Source organism: Mesoterricola sp. JemC181 (assembly GCF_055384585.1).
On sequence record NZ_AP045076.1, the window covers coordinates 2,734,165 to 2,751,832 of the forward strand.

A 17,668-nucleotide genomic window follows, 5' to 3' on the forward strand; every position below is an offset into this window, starting at 1 on the left:
GGCCCATGACCCGATCCTTCGATCCCTATGCCCTGCTCCGGCCCCTGATCTTCAGGATGAACCCGGAACTGGCCCACCATGCGGCCTTCACCCTGGGCGGACTCGCCCAGCGGATCCCCGGGGTCCTGGGGCTCACCCGCTCCCTGTGCGGACAGCCGGACCCGGGCCTGGCCCGGGAGGTGTTCGGACTGCGGTTCCCCTCACCCGTGGGCCTGGCCGCCGGCCTGGACAAGGGGGCCGAGCTGCTGCCCCTGTGGAAGGCCCTGGGCTTCGGCTTCGTGGAGATCGGCACCGTGACCCCCCGGGCCCAGGCGGGCAACCCCAAGCCGCGGGTCTTCCGGTTTCCCGAGGAGAATCTCATCCTCAACCGCATGGGCTTCAACTCCGAGGGCGTGGAGGTGGTGGCCCGCAGGCTCCGGCACCGGCCCCCGGGCCTCGTGGTGGGCGGCAACATCGGCAAGAACAAGGAGACCCCCGAGGAGGAGGCGCTGCTGGACTATGCCGCCGCCTTCCGCGCCATCGCGCCCCTGGTGGACTACGTGGCCCTGAACATCTCCTCCCCCAACACCCCGGGCCTGCGGAGGCTGCAGGCCCCCGAGCAGCTCAAGCCCCTCCTGGAGGGCGTGCTGGCCCTGCGCAGGGAGCTGGGGCTGGAGAACCAGCCGCTGCTGGTCAAGCTGGCGCCCGACCTGGACGCGCAGGAACTGGACGCCACGGTGGACGTGATCGTGGCCAGCGGCGTCACCGGGCTCATCGCCACCAACACCACCCTGGACCGCAACATCGTCTCGGAGATGAACCGCGCCAAGGTCGAGGCGCTGGGCATGGGCGGACTTTCCGGACGCGGCCTCAAGATCAAGGCCCGGGAAGTGCACCGCCAGGTGCTGAGCCGCATCCCGTCCCGGATCAAGCTCATGGCCTGCGGCGGCATCGGCAGCGGCGAGGACGCGGCCGTGGCCCTGCAGGACGGCGCGGCCCTGGTGCAGATCTACTCGTCGCTGATCTTCGAAGGACCCCTCCTGGTGGGGCGAATGAACCGGGATCTCGCGGAGCGCACGTACTACTCCGGGTGAGAGGAGGACGGCCATGAAGTCCTACGAATACGCCAGACTCGGACTGGAGAACCTGGCCGTGGTGGAGCGGCCCGAGCCCCTGCCGGGTCCGGGGGAGGCGCAGGTGCGGTTCCATGCCGCGTCGCTCAACTTCCGGGACCTGCTCTTCGGCCAGGGTTCCTACAACCCCAACCCGCGCCTGCCGGCCATTCCCGGCTCCGACGGGGCCGGGGAGGTCACGGCCGTGGGCGAGGGCGTCACCCGCTGGAAGGTGGGCGACCGGGTGTGCCCGGCCTTCATGCAGGACTGGGTGGACGGTCCCCTGACGCCGGCCCTGCAGCGCTCCGCCCTGGGCGCCGGGGACCGGGACGGGGTGCTTCGGGAATTCGGCGTCTTCCCCGAGCAGGGGCTCTCGGCCATCCCGGAGCACCTCTCCTTCGAGGAGGCGGCCACCCTGCCCTGCGCGGCGCTGACGGCCTGGAACGCGCTTGTGGAGATCGGCGGCATCAAGGCCGGCGACACCATCCTCACCCTTGGCACCGGCGGCGTCTCGCTCTTCGCGCTCCAGCTTGCCAAGCTGCACGGCGCGCGGGTGATCGCAACCTCCGGCAGCGACGCCAAGCTCGAGACGGCCCGGGCCCTGGGGGCCGACATGACCATCAACTACGTGGCCACGCCGGACTGGGACAAGGAGGTCCTGCGCCTCACCGGCAAGCGCGGCGTGGATCACGTGGTGGAGGTGGGCGGCGCGGGCACCCTGGCCCGGTCCCTCAACGCCACCCGCATGGGCGGCCTGGTCACGGTGATCGGCGTGCTGGCCCAGGGCGGCGGCCTGGACCCGGTGAAGATCCTCATGAAAGGGCTGCGGCTCCAGGGGGTCTTCGTGGGCTCCAGGCGCATGTTCGAGGACATGTCCCGGGCCATCGCCCTCGCGCGCCTGAAGCCGGTCATCGACCGCACCTTCGCCTTCGCGGAGGTGCCCGGGGCCCTGGCCCGCATGAAGAGCGGGGCCCACACGGGGAAGATCGTGATCCGGATGGTGTGATACCCTCCCTCATGAATCCTCCGAGACTGACGCTTTTCCATCCGACCTTCGCGGCCCGCGGTGGAGCCGAGCTTCTGGCCCTGGACGAGGGCGAGTACCTGACCCGCCGCGGCGTGCGGGTGGACATCGTCACCTACGCCCACGATCCGGCCCTCTGGGGGGAGCGCCTGGAGCGAATGCCCGTGCGGGTCGCGCCCTGGCGGCCCTGGACCGACGTGTTCAGGGCCTGGACCCGGGCTTCCCGCCTGCGCATCCAGGGCCGGTCCGCCGTGCCGATGCTGGCGGAGGCCGACGTGGTGGTGGCCCACAACGCCCCCGCCAGCTCCATCCTGGGCGGCGCGCCGATCCGGGGCCGGAAGATCTGGCAGTGCAACGAGCCGCCCCGGAGCCTGCACCTGCGGGAGGCCAACCCGAACCTGGCCGCCCGGGCCGATGCCGTCCCGAAGGCCCCCGAGTGGGCCACGGAGGACTTCCGGGACGCCCTGCGCCGCCACGACGAGGCCCTGGCGCGCAAGGCCACCTTCTTCCTCCGCCGCGGCCTCGACCTGGAGGGCGTGGCGGGCCTGGACCACATCTACGCCATCAGCGCCTTCAGCCGGGACGGCGCGCGGCGCATCTACGGGCGCTGCCAGGAGGAGCCGGTCTTCCCCATCGTGCGGTTCCCGGAGGGCGGCTCCCGCCGCGCGGGCCTTTCCCGCTCGGGCCTGAACGTGCTCACCCACTCCCGCCTGGAGGCCGCCAAGAACATCGACACCGTGATCCGGGGCTTCGCCGCCTACCATGCCGGATCCCCGGGCAGCCGCCTCCACGTGGTGGGCGAGGGCCCCGTGCGGGCCCGTCTGGAGCAGTTGGCCGCCGAACTGCTGCCCGCGGACGCCTTCCTGTTCCACGGATACCTGCCGGCCGATGACCTGCGCCGGGTGTACGAGGCCTGCGACGTCTTCGCCCTGCTGTCCCTGGACGAACCCTTCGGCATGGTCTACCCCGAAGCCGCCGCCCGGGGCCTGCTGCTCATCGGTTCCGACCACGGGGGACCCTGCGAGATCCTCGAGGGGGGGGACCTGGGCTGGGTGTGCGACCCCTTCTCGCCCGGGGCGCTGGCGGAGGCGCTGGGGGCGGTGGCGGCCCTGGGCGACGGGGAGGTTGACCGGAGGAGGCAGCGGACGGACGACGCCTGCCGGGGCCGGTTCTCGGCGGAGGCGGCGGGGGCGGTCCTGGTTCGGGCCCTGAAGTTGAATTAATTAAACATCATAATACGATTCAAATTTGAAGCAGCACTTGCATGCCCATTAAAAAACAATATTTTATTTATATCTTTTCGGAGTGCCCATGTCCCGGCTCACCCTTTGCCGCCCCCGTTCCTGGAACCTTCCGCAACGGCTCACTCCGGCCCTTCTGGCCGTCCTGGCCGTCGTCCTCCTGGCTTGCGGCGGCGGGGGAGGCGGCACCCGGGGCGGAGGGGGGAGCGCCTCCCCGATTCCGGAGATCACCGGGAGCCTGCCGGCCGCAGCCACCCCCGGGGTCGCCATCACCCTCACGGGGGTGAACCTCGCGACCGTCGCCGGGGTGACGTTCACCCCCTCCATCGCCGCCCCCTTCACGGTGGACTCGGACACCCAGGTCACCACCACGGTGCCCCCGGGGGCCCAGACGGGCCCGATCACCGTCACCACCCGCGGGGGCCTGGCGGCCACGATCCCCTTCACCGTCGCCCAGCCCCTGCCTGAGCCCGTCCTGGATGCCTTCGCCCCGGACCGCGGCCGGGCCCGGAGCCAGGTGACGCTCGCGGGCTCCGGCTTCACGGGCGCCACCGGCGTCACCCTGGGAGGGGTTGCGGCCACCTGGTTCTCCGTCGCCTCGGATACGCAGCTCCTCGTGGCCGTCCCGGAAGGGGCCGCCAGCGGCAGGATCGCGGTCGCGACGCGGTGGGGAACCGCGACGTCCGCCACGGATTTCACCTTCGACCCGGCGACGCCCGACCCCCCCGCGATCACGAGCCTCGCGCCCCTGTCCGGCCCCGTGAACACGGTGGTGCGGCTTTTCGGCAACAACCTGCTCGGCGTGACGAAGGCCGAACTCACCGGCATCAGCCTCCCCTTTACTCTCCTCGGCGATACGGAACTGATGTTCGCGATTCCCTTCGGGGCCGCCACCGGCCCCGTCACCCTCACCGGCGCCGCGGGCGCCGCCGCCACGTCCCTCCCCTTCACCGTCACGCCCGGGCCCGCCGCCGGCCCCTCCTTCCTGGACTTCACCCCCCGTTCGGCCCGGCCCGGCCAGACGATCACGATCACCGGCACCGGCCTCGCCTCGATCCTGAAGGCGACCGTCGGGGGCCAGATGGTCACCTCCGGTCCCCTGAACGACAACAGCCTGATCCTCTTTCTTCCGGAAAGCGTCCCGGTTTCCGGTCCGATCGTCCTTGCCTGGGCGGGCGGCACCGTCACCCACCCCGTTCCCTTGGCGGTCGATACGCCCCCGCCCTCCATCACCGCCTTCGATCCGCCCTCGGGACCGGAAGGCACGCCCGTGTGGATCCAGGGAACCGGGCTTGCCGCACCCACGGACATTCGATTCGGTTCCACCCGGGCGACCTCCCTCATCTATTCAAGTCCTTCCACCATCAAGGTCCTGGTGCCCAAAGGGGCGACCCGGGGCCCGGTCACGGTGACCACCGCCGCCGGGCGGGTCCAGTCCATCCAGAGCTTCACGGTGACGGCCGGGACCAGCACCGCGGACACCCGGATCGCGGGGCTGTACGTCACCCAGGCCACCCAGCGCCTGGACCGGTCCGTGCCCCTGGTGGCGGGCCGCAAGGGCCGGGTGCGGGTCTTCCTGGAGGCCGGTTCCCCCAACCGGCAGAGCCCCTCCGTGCGGGTGACCCTGGCGGACGCCGGCGGCGCCACCCTGGTGACCCGGGATATCGCCGCCCCCAGGGCGGGCGTGCCCACCCGCCTGGACGACACCCTCGAGGGCCAATCCTGGGATTTCGATCTTGACGGCGCCTTCATTCAGCCCGGCACGACCATCCAGGCCCGGATCCTCGGAGCCTCGGACCTCGCCTCCGGCAACGACGTGTATCCCGCCGGAGGCGCGCCCCTGCCCTTGAATGTGGTGGAGGTGCCTCCCATCGGGATCACCCTCATTCCGGTCCGGCAGGGCGGCACCACCGGGCGCGTCACAGACGCCACCCGGACCCTGGATTCCTGGCTGACCGAGGTGCGCCGGATCTGGCCGCTCAAGGATATCGATCTGGTGCAGGCGCCGGTCATGAACTGGTCCGAGACCGTCACCGAGGACGGCATGACCTGGGCCCGGCTCCGGAATGCCATCGAGGTGCAGCGGCTGGCCGCGAACCCGAGGAGCCTGCGGTACCACTATGGCGTGATCGACCGCGGCTCGGCCCCGGGGATCGCCGGCCTGAGCCAGGTGCCGCAGGGCCCCACCAACCTCGTGAGGTCCGCCGTGGGTTGGGATGGCGAGGGCACCCCGAACAGGGAAACCTACTCCAGCGTCTTCGCCCATGAACTGGGGCACAACCTCCGGAGGGCCCACAGCCCCTGCGGCGGGGCCTCCGGCCCCGACCCGTCGTATCCCTACCCGGACGCGGAACTGGGCGCCACCGGCTTCGATCCCGCCTCGGGCAGGATCCTCCATCCCGCAATGTTCAAGGACATCATGAGCTACTGCAGTCCCCAATGGGTCAGCGACCATGTCTACAAGGATGTGCTCGCCAACCGGGCCTGGGAGCTCGCCACCCCGTCGCCGCACGTGGCCACGCAGGGCATGGTGGTCTGGGGCACCATCCACAACGGCGAAATCGCCGTGGAGCCCGCCTTCCAGACGGCGGACGTCTCGGGCCCGCCCGTCCCCGGCGACTGCACCCTCCTGCTGCGGGACGCCTCGGGCACCATCCTCCAGGAGGTCCCGTTCGAGACCCGGGAGGAGGCCGATCTGCCCCAGGGCCAGCAGGTGCGGTCCTTCGCCTTCACCCTGGCCCTGAGCCCTGAGGTCCAGGCCGCGCTGGCCGGCATGGAGGTCGTCGACGGCTCCCAGGCCGCCCTGGGCGCGGTGGCCCGGGCCTCCCGCCGCTATGCTTCGCCCACCGGCCTCGCCCTGCCCCGGGACCCCGTGGCCACCGCATGGGGTCCGGGCACGGTGCACCTGAGCTGGGACGCCGCCACCCATCCCATGGTCATGGTGACCGATCCCGCAAGCGGCGCCGTCATCGGCATGGTCGAGGGCGGCTCCGCCGACCTGCTCACCGACGCCACGGAACTGGACCTGAACCTCTCCGCCGGGGTGCGCAGCGTGCGGATGCGGGTGAAGGTCACGCCCTAGAGAACCATCAGGAGGAAGTATGCCCCGGCTCTCCCAGCGCGATCAGCATCCAGGGAACATTACCGCGGTAATCCCGGCAGCCCTCACCCTGGCCTTCCTTTCCGCCTGCGGCGGCGGGAGCAAGGGTGGCACCCCGTCGGCGACGCCGGACAATCCCTTCACCCCCGGGCCCCGCATCCTTTCCGTCCTGCCTTCAGGCGGGGCTGTGGACACGCCCGTGAGGATCACCGGCGTGGGCCTGGGGACCGTCTCCGGCGTGACGTTCAGCCCGGGCGTCGCCGCGTCCTTCGACGCCTCGGACCTGGAGGTCACCACCACGGTGCCCCGGGGGGCCCAGACGGGCCCCGTCACGGTCACCACCCTCGCGGGGGAATCGGCCAGCGCGGCCTTCACCGTCCCCGCGACGCCGGATGCCCCGGTCCTGGACCGTTTCGACCCGGCCAGGGCCCAGGCCTACACCCCGATGACGATCCTGGGGTCGGGCCTCGCCAAGGCCACCGCCGTGACCGTCGGCGGCGCCGCCGTGGGCTGGTTCAGCGCCACCGACACGAAGATCCTCACCTCCGTCCCGGCAGGCGCCGGCTCCGGGAAGGTGGCCGTGACCACGCCGGCGGGCAGCGCGACCTCGGCGGCGGATTTCACCCTCGATCCCGGACTGCCGGGCCCGCCGTCGATCACCAGCATCGAGCCCCTGAAGGGGCCCGTGAACACGGTGGTGCGCCTTTTCGGCAACGGTCTGCTCCCGGTCACCCGGGTCGAATTGGCCGGCAACGCCGTCGTCTTCACGCCCGTGAACGACACGGAGCTCACGTTCACGGTCCCCGCGGGGGCCTCCACCGGTCCGGTGTCGATCACCGCCGCCACCGGCGCCGCCCTCACCCCCCATCCCTTCACCGTCACCTCCGAAAGCCGCCCGGCCCCCACCTTCACGGGCTTCACCCCCCTGACGGGCCCCCCGGGCCAGCGGGTGGAGATCACCGGCACCGGGCTCTCGGCGATCACCTCCGCGACGATCGCCGGCCAGCGCGCCCCCACCTTTTCCTGGGGGGACACCTCCCTCACCGTCTGGGTCCCCGGCGCCAACGCCGCCTCCGGCCCCATCGTCCTGACCCACGGGGACGGCACCATCACCCACCCCACGCCCTTCACGGTCGTCCACCCCGCTCCCGTCATCACCCGCATCGATCCGGTCACGGGCCCGGAGGGAACGTCCGTGGGGATCTGGGGGAGCAACCTGGATCCGGCCACGGAAATCCTCTTCGGATCCACCCGGGCCGTGTCGGTGACCTACAACCTGGGCTCCGTCATCCGGGTCCTCGTGCCCAAGGGGGCCACCACGGGCCCGGTGACGGTCACGGGCCCGGGCGGCAGGGCCCAGTCCGACCAGACCTTCACCGTCAAGGCCGGAACCTCCACCGCCAACAGGCGGATCTCGGGACTGTACGTCACCCAGGCCACCCAGCGCATGGACCGGTCCGTGCCGCTCGTGGCCGGCCGCAGCGGCCGGGTGCGGGTCTTCCTGGAAGGCGACGCCTCCCTCCCCCAGGCTCCCGCGGTGCGGGTGACCGTGACCGACGCGGCCGGCGGCACCCTGGTCACCCGGGACATTCCCGCCCCCCTGGCGACGGTGCCCCTTTATACCGACGACACCCGCGAAGGGCGGTCCTGGGATTTCACCCTGGACGGGGCGTTCGTCCAGCCCGGCAACGCCATCCAGGCCCGCATCCTCGGCGTGGGGACCGACCTGTCCGCCGCCGACGACGTCTACCCCCCGGGCGGCGCGCCGCTGCCCCTGAACGTGGTGGCGGTGCCCCCCATCGGGATCACCCTCATCCCGGTCCAGCAGGGCGGAACCGTGGGCCGGGTGAGCGACGCGGCCCGGCCCCTGGAATCCTGGCTGACCCTGACCCGGCAGATCTGGCCCCTCAAGGACATCGATCTGGTGAAGGCGCCGGTCATGACCTGGAGCGAGACCGTCACCGAGGACATCATGACCTGGGTCCGGCTTCGCACGGCCATCGAGGCCAACCGGTTGACCGCCGATCCCCGAAGCCGCCGGTACCATTACGGCGTGATCAACCGCGGCCCCTCCCCCATGATCTCCGGACTGGCCGACATCAGCGGGCGTCCCGACAACCTCGCCAGGTCCGCGGTGGGCTTCGACGCCGAGGGCAGTCCCTTCGACCGGTCCTATTACGGAACCTTCGCCCATGAACTGGGGCACAACCTGCGGAGGTACCACAGCCCCTGCGGCGGAGCGGCAGTGCCTGACCCGAGGTATCCGTACCCGGACGCCGAACTCGGCGCCACCGGCTTCAACATGGCCACGGGCAAGGTGATCGCCCCCCGGGCCCAGTCGGACATAATGAGCTACTGCTATCCACGTTGGGTCAGCGACTACGTCTACAAGGACGTGCTGGCCAACCGGGCCTGGGAACTCGGCACGCCGCGGTCGACAACCGAAGCCCGGCCGGGCCTCGTGGTCTGGGGCACGCTCTCGAAAGGGGGCGCGGTGCTGGAGCCGGCCTTCCAGGCGGCGGACTGCTCGGACCAGCCCGCCCCGGGGGACTCCACCCTCGTGCTACGGGACGCCACCGGCGCCATCCTCCAGGAGATCCCCTTCGAGGCCCAGGAGGAAGCCGACCTGCCCCAGGGCGAATCCGTGCGGACCTTCGCCTTCTCCATCCCCCTGAGCCCGCAGGTGGAAGCCGCGCTGGCCAGCATGGAGGTCGTCGACGCTTCCGCGAGGGCCGAGGGCACCGTGCGCCGGGCTTCCCGGCACTTCGCGTCGCCCACCGGCGCGGCCCTGCCCCGGGACCCCGTGGCCACCGCGTGGGGTCCGGGCACGGTGCATCTGGGCTGGGACGCCGCAACGCACCCCATGGTCATGGTGACCGATCCCGCCACCGGGGCCGTCATCGGCATGGTGGAGGGGGGCTCCGCCGACCTGGCCACGGACGCGCGGGAGCTGGACCTGAACATGAGCGCCGGCATCCGCAGCGTGCGCAGGCGGGTGAAGGTCACGCCGTAGGGAAGTGCTTTCGCAGGATCCCCTGCAGCAGCCTGGGCAGCAGGCCGGAGGACGTCGCCCCCAGCACGTAGACGCTGACGGCCTTGAGCTCGCTGCCCAGTTCGAACAGGGCGCCGTTGTCCACGCCGGTGCCCAGAAGCAGGAAGGGCACCTTGCCGCCCAGGGCCTCCAGGAGGATCCGGATGCGCTTGCGGTCGTCCATGCCCAGGGACGCAACGTGGAAGAGGACGAGGCTGCGGGTGGAGGCGGCCAGGTCCTTCATGTTCTGGGTGCCGGGGGCCACCCGCGCCAGGGGCGGAAGGTCCTTGAGGATCTCCCGGAGGCGGGTTTCCAGATCCGCGTCGCTCGACACCAGCGCCAGGCCGGGGGCGGTCTCCGCGCGGTGCGCGGCGCCGCTGCGCTCCTCGTCGGCTCCGCCCCGTCCGCTCTGGATGATGAGCTCCTCCTCCTGCTTCTGGAAGACCCACCGGGCGAAGGTGTCCAGGAGGGCGCCCTCGGGCCGGGGCCGGAACTCCAGGCCCAGGATCCGGTCCTTCACGTAGCGGACCTTGGCCTTGGAGTTGATGACGATCTCGGGCGTGACGGTGAGGGCGATGTGGATGATGTCGTCCACGTCCACTTCGCCTTCCTCGAAGTCCCGCTGGGCGAAGATCCGCACCCCGCTGGTGCTGAGGTTCACCACGTTGGCCACCAGCAGGTCGTACTTGCGGGAGCTGAAGGTCGCCATGAGCCGGCCCACCCGGTCCACCCGGTGCGAGGCGCGGTAGTCGTCCATGTTCATGACGGTGGGGAGGGCCAGGGACAGGGACTGGCGGCCCCGGGTCATGCCCACGCCCAGGGTGCGGGTGGGGGCCTCGTAGAACTGGTGGCCGTAGGGGAACCGCATGCGCAGCTCGGGCGAGCGCAGGCCGAAGATGGCGTCCTCCCGGCTCATGAGCGCCGTGACGTGGACGGCGTCCTGGTCCAGGCGGAGGAAGTTGGATTCCAGGCGGAGGTAGGGCGTCACGAGCAGGAGGAGTTCGCCCTTTTCGCAAACGTTACGCATCGCCTCACGTATCACGTCAGGGTTGCGGATGGTGGAATCGAGCTTGTTCTCCATGGGCTCCGGGGGCGGTTATCCGATCATAGTGCAGGATTTTCCCCAGTGGCGGGAGAAAATCAGCTGTAGCCGCCCATCTGGCGCCGGATGATGGGGCTGACCAGGACCCACAGGATCAGGGAGGCCGCCAGGGCCACGGTGGCGCAGAAGCCGAAGAGCACCGCCAGGGGGACGGTGCCCATGAGGCCCGCGGCCTTGCCGGCCAGGTACGACCCCAGGCCCGTGGCGAAGAACCAGGCCCCCATGAGCTGGCTGCTCATGTGCTTCGGGGCCAGCTTCGACACGTAGCTGAGGCCCACCGGGGACAGGCACAGCTCGCCGATGGTGTGCATGAGGTAGACGCCCCCGAGCCAGCCCATGCCCACCTTGGTCACCTGGCCGGGCACGGCCTGGGCGATGAGGGAGGCGGGCACCAGCAGGTAGAAGCCCAGGGCCGCGAAGAGCAGCGCCAGGGCGAACTTCACCGGGCTGCTGGGCCACTTCCCGGCCCTGCGGGTCCACAGCCAGGCGAAGACCGAGCCCAGGAGCACGATGCCCGTGGCGTTCACCGACTGGAACCAGGAGGCGGGGATCTCGAACCCGAAGATCACCCGCTCGGTGAACTCCTTGGCGAAGAGGTTGAGGCTGGAGCCGGCCTGCTGGAAGACCGCCCAGAAGGTCATGCTGAAGCAGAGCATCATGCCCACCACGCCCAGGCGCTTGAGGTCCTCGGGGGTCAGCGTGGGCGCGGCCACGGTCTCGCCGGTGGCCGTGGTGGCCGCGGCGCGGCCCTGCACGATGCCCTTCTTCAGCAGCCAGGACACCGCCGCCATGGTGCCCACGGAGGCCGCGGCGCCGCCCAGCAGCTGGATGGGCCAGTTCTTCCCGCCGATGACCATCCAGGCCGAGGCCAGGAGCACCAGGAGGAGGATGGCCAGGAAGCCCATGCCGCGCGGCGGGGCCTCCTTCTGCCCTTCGGGCAGGTTCACGTCGACGATGAGGTTGCGCCGCAGGACGAAGTTGCCCAGGCCCAGGAGCATGCCGAAGCCGGAGAGCCCGAAGGCCCAGGCCCAGCCCGAGGGGGAGTGCAGGCCCATGCGGGTGAGGAAGGCGATGAAGGTGGGCTGCTCGGCCATGTAGCCGCAGAAGATGGGGGCGATCATGGCGCCCAGGTTGATGCCCATGTACTCGAAGGTGAACGCGCCGTCGCGGCGGGGGTCCTCCTTGGTGTAGAGCCGGCCCACCGAGGCGCTGACGTTGGGCTTCAGGAGGCAGGTGCCGATGGAGATGAGCACGAGGCTCGCCACCAGCCCGTTGAGGCTGCGCACCTGGAGCAGCAGCTGGCCCGCGGCGATGAAGAGGCCGCCGAGCACGATCGTTCGCTTCGCGCCGAGGAAGCGGTCCGCGATCTGCCCGCCGGAGAGGGCGAACAGGTAGATGGCCAGGAGATACCCTCCGAAGATGCCCGCCGCCTGGGGCTTCTCCAGCCCCATGCCCCCCAGCGCCACGGGCGCCGTGAGGTAGAGGATGAGGATGGCGCGCATGCCGTAGTGGCTCCAGCGTTCCCACGTCTCCGTGAAGATGAGGACCCAAAGGCCCGCGGGCTGGCCCTTGGGGGGCGCAGGGGCATCCGTGCGAAGGTCTCCGCTCATGGGCAAGCTCCGAATGATTGTCACCTTCTTTATACCTTCTTTTTATTCAAACCCTTGTCACAACTGCCCAAAGGCCAATTCAGGTATGCTGGCCCGAGTCCGACTGGATTATCCGAGGTGCCTCCATGCCCAGCAACCTGTTCGACCATCTCCGGGACATGCACGATCACATGGCCTGGGCGGACGCCGTGTGGTTCGAGGCCTGGGGAACGTCCGGCTTCCAGGACGACGAGGACCTCCGCCAGCGGGTGCGCCACATGGCCGACACCGAGTCCGCCTTCCTGATGGTCCTGCGGGGCGAGCACGTCCGCTTCGACCCGGCCACGCCCCTGCCCTCCTTCGAAGCCCTGCAGACCCATACCCGGGCCAACCACGAGGCCTACCGGGCCCTGTTCCGGGAGATGCCGCCGGAAGGCCTGGGCAGGGACCTGGTGGTCCCCTGGTTCCCCGGCCCGCCCTGCCACATCACGGTGGACGAGGCGCTGACCCAGGTGGCGATGCATACGCAGCACCACCGGGGGCAGCTGATGACGCGGCTGAAGGGGCTGGGGGGGAAGCCCCTCAATGTGGACTACATCATCTGGACGTGGAAGAAACGGCCGGAAGGCAGGTGGGACTAGCGTGTCTTGACGGGATCCACCGGCTTGGCGGGAAGCTTCATGGGCCTGGCCTCCATCGCCTTCAGCACCTCCTGCACGCCGCGCTCCAGCTGCAGGTCGTGGCCGTCCCGGATGGAGGCGGGGTCGTTCTCCACCTCGATGTCGGGCGTGACCCCCTCCCCCTCGATGATCCACTCCCCGGTGGGCGCGTTCGTCCCCGACTGCGGCACGAAGACCGTGCCTCCGTCCAGGAGTGGGCCGGAGTCGCTGATGCCCACCACGCCGCCCCAGGTGCGCTTGCCCACCAGGGGGCCGAGGCCCGCCAGGCGGAAGTGGTAGGGGAAGATGTCCCCGTCCGAGGCGCTGGTCTCGCTGACGAGGCAGGCCATGGGGCCGTGGAAGACCGTGGAGGGGTAGGTCGACGGGAACTCCGAGGTGCGGCCGAAGCGCGTGCCCAGGAGCTTTCTCCCCAGGCGCTCCAGGACCATCTGGCTGACGTTGCCGCCGCCGTTGGCCCTGTCGTCCACCACCAGGCCCTCCTTGCGGATCTGGGGATAGAACCACTTGATGAACTCGGCGATGCCGGGCGCGCCCATGTCGGGGATGTGGATGTAGCCCACGCGGCCCCCGGAGAGCCTGTCCACGCGCTCCTTGGAGGCGAGGACGAAGTCCAGGTAGAGGAGGGCGTCCTCGCTGGCCACCGGGTTGTAGGTGACGCGCCGGGCCCCTTCGGCCACGGGCTTGCCGTTCAGGGTGAGGGTCACCGGATCCGGGTGGTTGCGCAGGAGGGTGTAGGGGTCGGTTCCGGCGCCCAGCTCGACGCCGTCGATGGCCAGCACGTAGTCGCCTTCGCGGGCGTCCACGCCCACCTCGGTGAGGGGGCTCCGGTACTTGGCCTCCTCGTTCTGGCCCCGGAAGATCTTCGCGATGCGGTACCGCCCGGCCTTGGCGTCCAGCTCGAAGCGGGCGCCGGGCAGGCCGTACCTGGCGCGCTCGGGCACCAGGTAGTCCCCGCCCTCCACGTAGGCGTGGCCGATGTTCAGCTCGGAGACGAGCTCGGTGAGGATGTAGGTGAGGTCGGAACGGTGGGTGACGAAGGGGAGCAGGGCGCGGTAGCGGTCGCCCAGGGCCTTCCAGTCGTAGCCGTGCATGTTCTTCACGTAGAAGAAGTCCCGGTAGCGGCGCCAGACCTCGTCGAAGATCTCCGCCCACTCCTGGGCGGGGACGGCGTCGACGTGGAGGCCCTTGGTGGGGACGGGCTTGCGGTCCTTGGCGTCGGGCTTGACGTCCACGAGCACGTACGATTCCTTGAGCTTGACCAGGGCCTTGTCGCCGGAGGCGCTGAAGGCCAGGCCCCGCACGTCGGCGATCAGCTCGGACTCCTTGCGCTTGCGCAGGTCGAAGACCGTGAGGCTGCCGCCGGGAGCCGGTTCCGTGGCGTAGAACCGCGGGCCGCCCCTCACGTAGGAGAGCGTCCCCTTCGAGGCGTGGAGGCCCATGAGGTTGCCCATGGGCACGGGCACGCGGGCGCAGCGCTGGCCCAGGCCCTCGAAGTCGATGGCGACGGTCCGGGGCCCCCTGGCCTCCTCCTTCTTCTCCTCGACGGCCACCTCGTCGCTTTCCGGCGGGAAGGGGTGGGGCGTGTCCCGGCGCAGGGCGTAGGCGAACACGCCCGTGTTGCTGGCGCCGGCGTAGTCGAACTCCAGGTTGCTCATCAGCGGGGCGTAGTCCCGGCGGCTGAGGGCATACAGGTACTTGCCTTCGGGGTCCCAGGCGGGGGACGTCACCGGGGCCTGGTCGGAGGTGACCCGGTGCAGCTGGCCGTCCCAGATCCACAGGGAATCGAAGCCGTTGGCGTTGCGAAGGGTCAGGGCCAGGAACCTCCCGTCCGGGGACCAGGCGTGCTCCGGGATGCCGCCGTGGGTCTCCCGCGCGGCCTCGACCACCTTCCGGTCGGCGACGCCCACGACGTAGAGGACGCCGTTCTTGTCGGTGAAGGCCAGGCGCTTGCCGTCGGGGGCCCACTCCAGGGAGGTGAGGAAGACCGACAGGCCCGAGGTGAGGGCCACGGGTCTGCCCTTGCCGTCCTGGTCCATGACGTAGACCTGCTCCTCGCCGCTCATGTCCGAGATGAAGGCGATGCTCTTCCCGTCCGGGGACCACTGGGCGCGCTTGTCATGGTGCCGGGAGGAGTTCGTCAGGTTGCGCGTGGGTCCCTTCTCGACCGGCGCGGTGAACACGTCGCCCCGGGCCACGAAGAGGGCCCGCTCCCCCTTCGGGGACAGGCCGAAGCCCTCGATGAACTTCTCCACGGCCAGATGGGTGGGCCGCGAGGCGCCGCCGTCGGTGGGGACGCGGACCAGGATGGCCTTGTCCGAGCCGTCGCGGGTGTCGAGCACGTGGAGCTCGCCGTTGAGCTCGTACACGATGCGGGCCTGGTCGGAGGAGGGCCAGCGCACGTCCCAGGTCCTGCTGAAGGTGTGCTGCTTCACCTGGTCCGTGGCGGGGTCGGCGCTGTAGAGGTTGAGGGTGCCGTCCCGGTCCGAGGCGAACCAGACCCGGTCCCGGATCCACATGGGGTCGCGCTCCGTGCGCCGGGTGTGGGCGATGGGCCTGCGCTCCAGCGTCGCGGGGTCGATGACGTAGAGGTGCTCCGCCCAGCCGCCCTGGTAGCGCTTCCAGTGGCGGAAGTCGCGGAACTGGGGCGTGTAGACGATCCGCTTGCCGTCGGGGGAGAAGCAGCCCGCGCCGGATTCCTGCATGGGGAGCACCGCGGGCAGGCCGCCCTCGCGGGGCACCGTGTAGAGCCGGCCGTGGACGGAGACGCCGTTGGCGTCCCGCATGGACCGGAAGAGGATGGACGTCCCGTCCGGGGTCCAGCCCATCACCTGGTTGTCGTAGCCGCCCCGGGGCTTCAGGGGCCCGCGGGCGGGGTAGAACGTCAGCTGCCGGGGCACGCCGCCCTCGGCGGGGATCACGTAGACCTGCTCGTCCCCGTCGTACTGGCCCGTGAAGGCGATCCACCGCCCGTCGGGGCTGTACTTCGCGAAGAGCTCCAGGCCCGGGTGCGCGGTGAGCCGGGTGGCCGTGCCTCCCGTGGCGCCGGCGGTCCACAGGTCGCCGCCGTAGGTGAAGACCACCCGGTCGCCGGAGATGTCCGGGAAGCGCAGGAGCCGGGTCTGGGCGCCGAGACCGGCCGCCAGGGCGAGGGACAGGACCGAGGTGAGGAACCGGGTAGCCGGACAGGACATGGGGCCTCCAGGGGATCGTGAGGCTATTGTATTGCGAGGTATCTTCCCGGGGCGGCAAAAATCACCAGAGCGGGCCGACCTTCCCTTCCCGGAGGACCACGCCGGGACCTTCGGGCAGATGGATCGCGCCCAGGTAGGGCTTCACCGCCGGATCGAAGACGACGGTGACGGGCCCGTCGGCCCCCGGCGCCCCGTCCCAGCCGTCCCGCCCGCCCAGGCCGTCGCTGCCGCTGCTGCCGCCGGGGCTGCCCATGCCGCCGTTGCCTCCCCGGCCTCCCCTGCCGCCCTTTCCGCCCGAGCCCCCCGCGCCGCCCCGGGAGGCGACGGTCAGGCTCCCGCCGACGGGATCCACCAGGTAGAAGAAGGTGTCGCCTCCCGCTTCGCAGCTGGCCATGACCAGGGGCCCGGGCCGCAGGGCCAGGCGCACCTCCACCGCGGGACCATCCCCGCCGCGGCTCCCGTCCTGCCCGTCGCCGCCGTTGTCGCCACTGCCGCCGTTGCCTCCGGGCGAGGGGTGGTCCGGGTCGGTGGAGCCCATGCTCCCGTCCGAGCCGTCCAGGCCCGCCGAACCGTCCGTTCCGGAGATGCCCGGCCGGCCCCGGAATTCGCACGTGAAGGGATGGTCATACCGCACCGGCACCGCCAGCTCCGTGCGCAGGCCCGGCTGGCTTGGAAGGGTTATCACGAGGCGCCCCGCCAGGCCGTCACTGGCCCGGGGGTCGCGCGGCAGGGACACCCGCCCCTTCGCGTCCACGGTCACCACCGTCGCGGCGACCTGGAGGTCCTCCCAAAGGACCTTCCCCTTTCCGGCACCCTCGGTCAGGTAGGGGGTCCCGTCCCTTCCCTGCAGCTTCACCACCAGGGGGACCCGCTCCCCCGGCGCGAGCCCATGCGGCAGGCTCGCCTCCAGGGAGGCGATGGGCGTCTTCTCGAGACGGACCCGGTAGCCGAGGAGGACCTTCACCGACGAGCATCCCGCCAGCAGGAGCAGGGAGGCCGCACCCAGGGAAACGCGCCATCCGGACATACGCATGCTCCACCTCCCAGGATCCAGGACTGTCCATGGCTTTCAGGGGAATGGACGCGCCGGGCGCCTTCGAGGTTGAGTCCCCCGGCCGGAGTGCGTCAGGCCGCGGAGCGCAGGAATTCCGAGAAGCGCCGGTCCGCGTCGCCGAGGTGGTCCGCCAGCCAGAAGTTGAAGAAGGCCACCAGGTCGCGGAGGATCTCGGGGGCGCCGTTCCGCCACTTCTCAAGGAGGGCCTCGATGCGCCGGGTGCATTCCCGGTGCTGTTCCACGTGGGCCTGCTTGAACGGGTACCCGGACCGCTCCATGGCCTCCTCCTCCTCCCGGAAGTGAAGCTCCACGTAGACCATCAGGAAGGTGATGGACCGGTTCACGCCCTCCCTGCTCCGGCCCTCCTCCAGGCGCACCGCCAGATGGTTGATGGCGCGGATCATGGCCTTGTGCTGGGAGTCGAGCTTGGCGTCCCCCATTTCCCAGCCCTTCTGCCAGACCATCGATTCCATATGCATCTCCCGGATTGCCCGATTCTCCCAGGAGAACCCGGGGACGGTGAATACAGTAGATTACTTAGATTCTGCGGGCAAAATCCAGGATA

The 17,668-nt window shown here is 70.6% G+C and carries 11 protein-coding genes; 6 read left to right on the forward strand and 5 right to left on the reverse strand.

What is annotated here, in order from left to right:
* Positions 1-5: 5 nt before the first annotated feature.
* From ACZ5MC_RS12010 to ACZ5MC_RS12030, 5 genes are all read left to right on the forward strand, one after another.
* Positions 6-1,073 (forward strand): quinone-dependent dihydroorotate dehydrogenase, encoded by a 1,068-nt coding sequence (locus tag ACZ5MC_RS12010; protein WP_306600663.1) that lies wholly within the window; start codon positions 6-8, stop codon positions 1,071-1,073.
* Between the two features lie 13 nt (positions 1,074-1,086).
* On the forward strand, positions 1,087-2,097 hold the full coding sequence (locus tag ACZ5MC_RS12015) for a zinc-dependent alcohol dehydrogenase family protein (protein WP_464515921.1): 1,011 nt from the start codon (positions 1,087-1,089) through the stop codon (positions 2,095-2,097).
* Between the two features lie 11 nt (positions 2,098-2,108).
* Positions 2,109-3,338 carry a glycosyltransferase family 4 protein gene (locus ACZ5MC_RS12020; protein ID WP_306600665.1) on the forward strand — a complete coding sequence of 410 codons (1,230 nt, stop codon included), beginning with the start codon at positions 2,109-2,111 and terminating at the stop codon, positions 3,336-3,338.
* An 88-nt stretch (positions 3,339-3,426) separates the two neighbouring features.
* On the forward strand, positions 3,427-6,438 hold the full coding sequence (locus tag ACZ5MC_RS12025) for an IPT/TIG domain-containing protein (RefSeq protein WP_464515922.1): 3,012 nt from the start codon (positions 3,427-3,429) through the stop codon (positions 6,436-6,438).
* Between the two features lie 19 nt (positions 6,439-6,457).
* The gene (locus tag ACZ5MC_RS12030; RefSeq protein ID WP_464515923.1) at positions 6,458-9,469 is read left to right on the forward strand and encodes an IPT/TIG domain-containing protein; all 3,012 of its coding nucleotides are present in this window, start codon (positions 6,458-6,460) and stop codon (positions 9,467-9,469) included.
* Here ACZ5MC_RS12030 and ACZ5MC_RS12035 read toward each other — a convergent pair.
* Together ACZ5MC_RS12035 and ACZ5MC_RS12040 are read right to left on the reverse strand one after the other, a co-directional pair.
* Complete coding sequence (locus ACZ5MC_RS12035; RefSeq protein ID WP_464515924.1) at positions 9,459-10,514, reverse strand: PilZ domain-containing protein; 1,056 nt, start codon at positions 10,512-10,514, stop codon at positions 9,459-9,461. The genes ACZ5MC_RS12030 and ACZ5MC_RS12035 overlap by 11 nt on opposite strands.
* 113 nt (positions 10,515-10,627) lie before the next feature.
* The gene (locus tag ACZ5MC_RS12040) at positions 10,628-12,199 is read right to left on the reverse strand and encodes a peptide MFS transporter (protein WP_464515925.1); all 1,572 of its coding nucleotides are present in this window, start codon (positions 12,197-12,199) and stop codon (positions 10,628-10,630) included.
* A 125-nt stretch (positions 12,200-12,324) separates the two neighbouring features.
* On the opposite strand from ACZ5MC_RS12040, the gene ACZ5MC_RS12045 reads away from it, so the two are divergent.
* Positions 12,325-12,819 (forward strand): DinB family protein, encoded by a 495-nt coding sequence (locus ACZ5MC_RS12045; RefSeq protein ID WP_464515926.1) that lies wholly within the window; start codon positions 12,325-12,327, stop codon positions 12,817-12,819.
* Here ACZ5MC_RS12045 and ACZ5MC_RS12050 read toward each other — a convergent pair.
* The 3 genes from ACZ5MC_RS12050 to ACZ5MC_RS12060 all read right to left on the reverse strand — a co-directional run bounded on the left by ACZ5MC_RS12050 (position 12,816) and on the right by ACZ5MC_RS12060 (position 17,576).
* Entirely contained in the window at positions 12,816-16,049 is a 3,234-nt protein-coding gene (locus tag ACZ5MC_RS12050) for a S41 family peptidase (protein WP_464515927.1), read from the reverse strand. The genes ACZ5MC_RS12045 and ACZ5MC_RS12050 overlap by 4 nt on opposite strands.
* Before the next feature lie 61 nt (positions 16,050-16,110).
* Positions 16,111-17,076, reverse strand: a complete 966-nt coding sequence (locus tag ACZ5MC_RS12055) for a hypothetical protein (RefSeq protein ID WP_464515928.1) — start codon at positions 17,074-17,076, stop codon at positions 16,111-16,113.
* Between the two features lie 98 nt (positions 17,077-17,174).
* Positions 17,175-17,576, reverse strand: a complete 402-nt coding sequence (locus ACZ5MC_RS12060) for a bacteriohemerythrin (protein ID WP_306600673.1) — start codon at positions 17,574-17,576, stop codon at positions 17,175-17,177.
* Positions 17,577-17,668 lie beyond the last annotated feature (92 nt).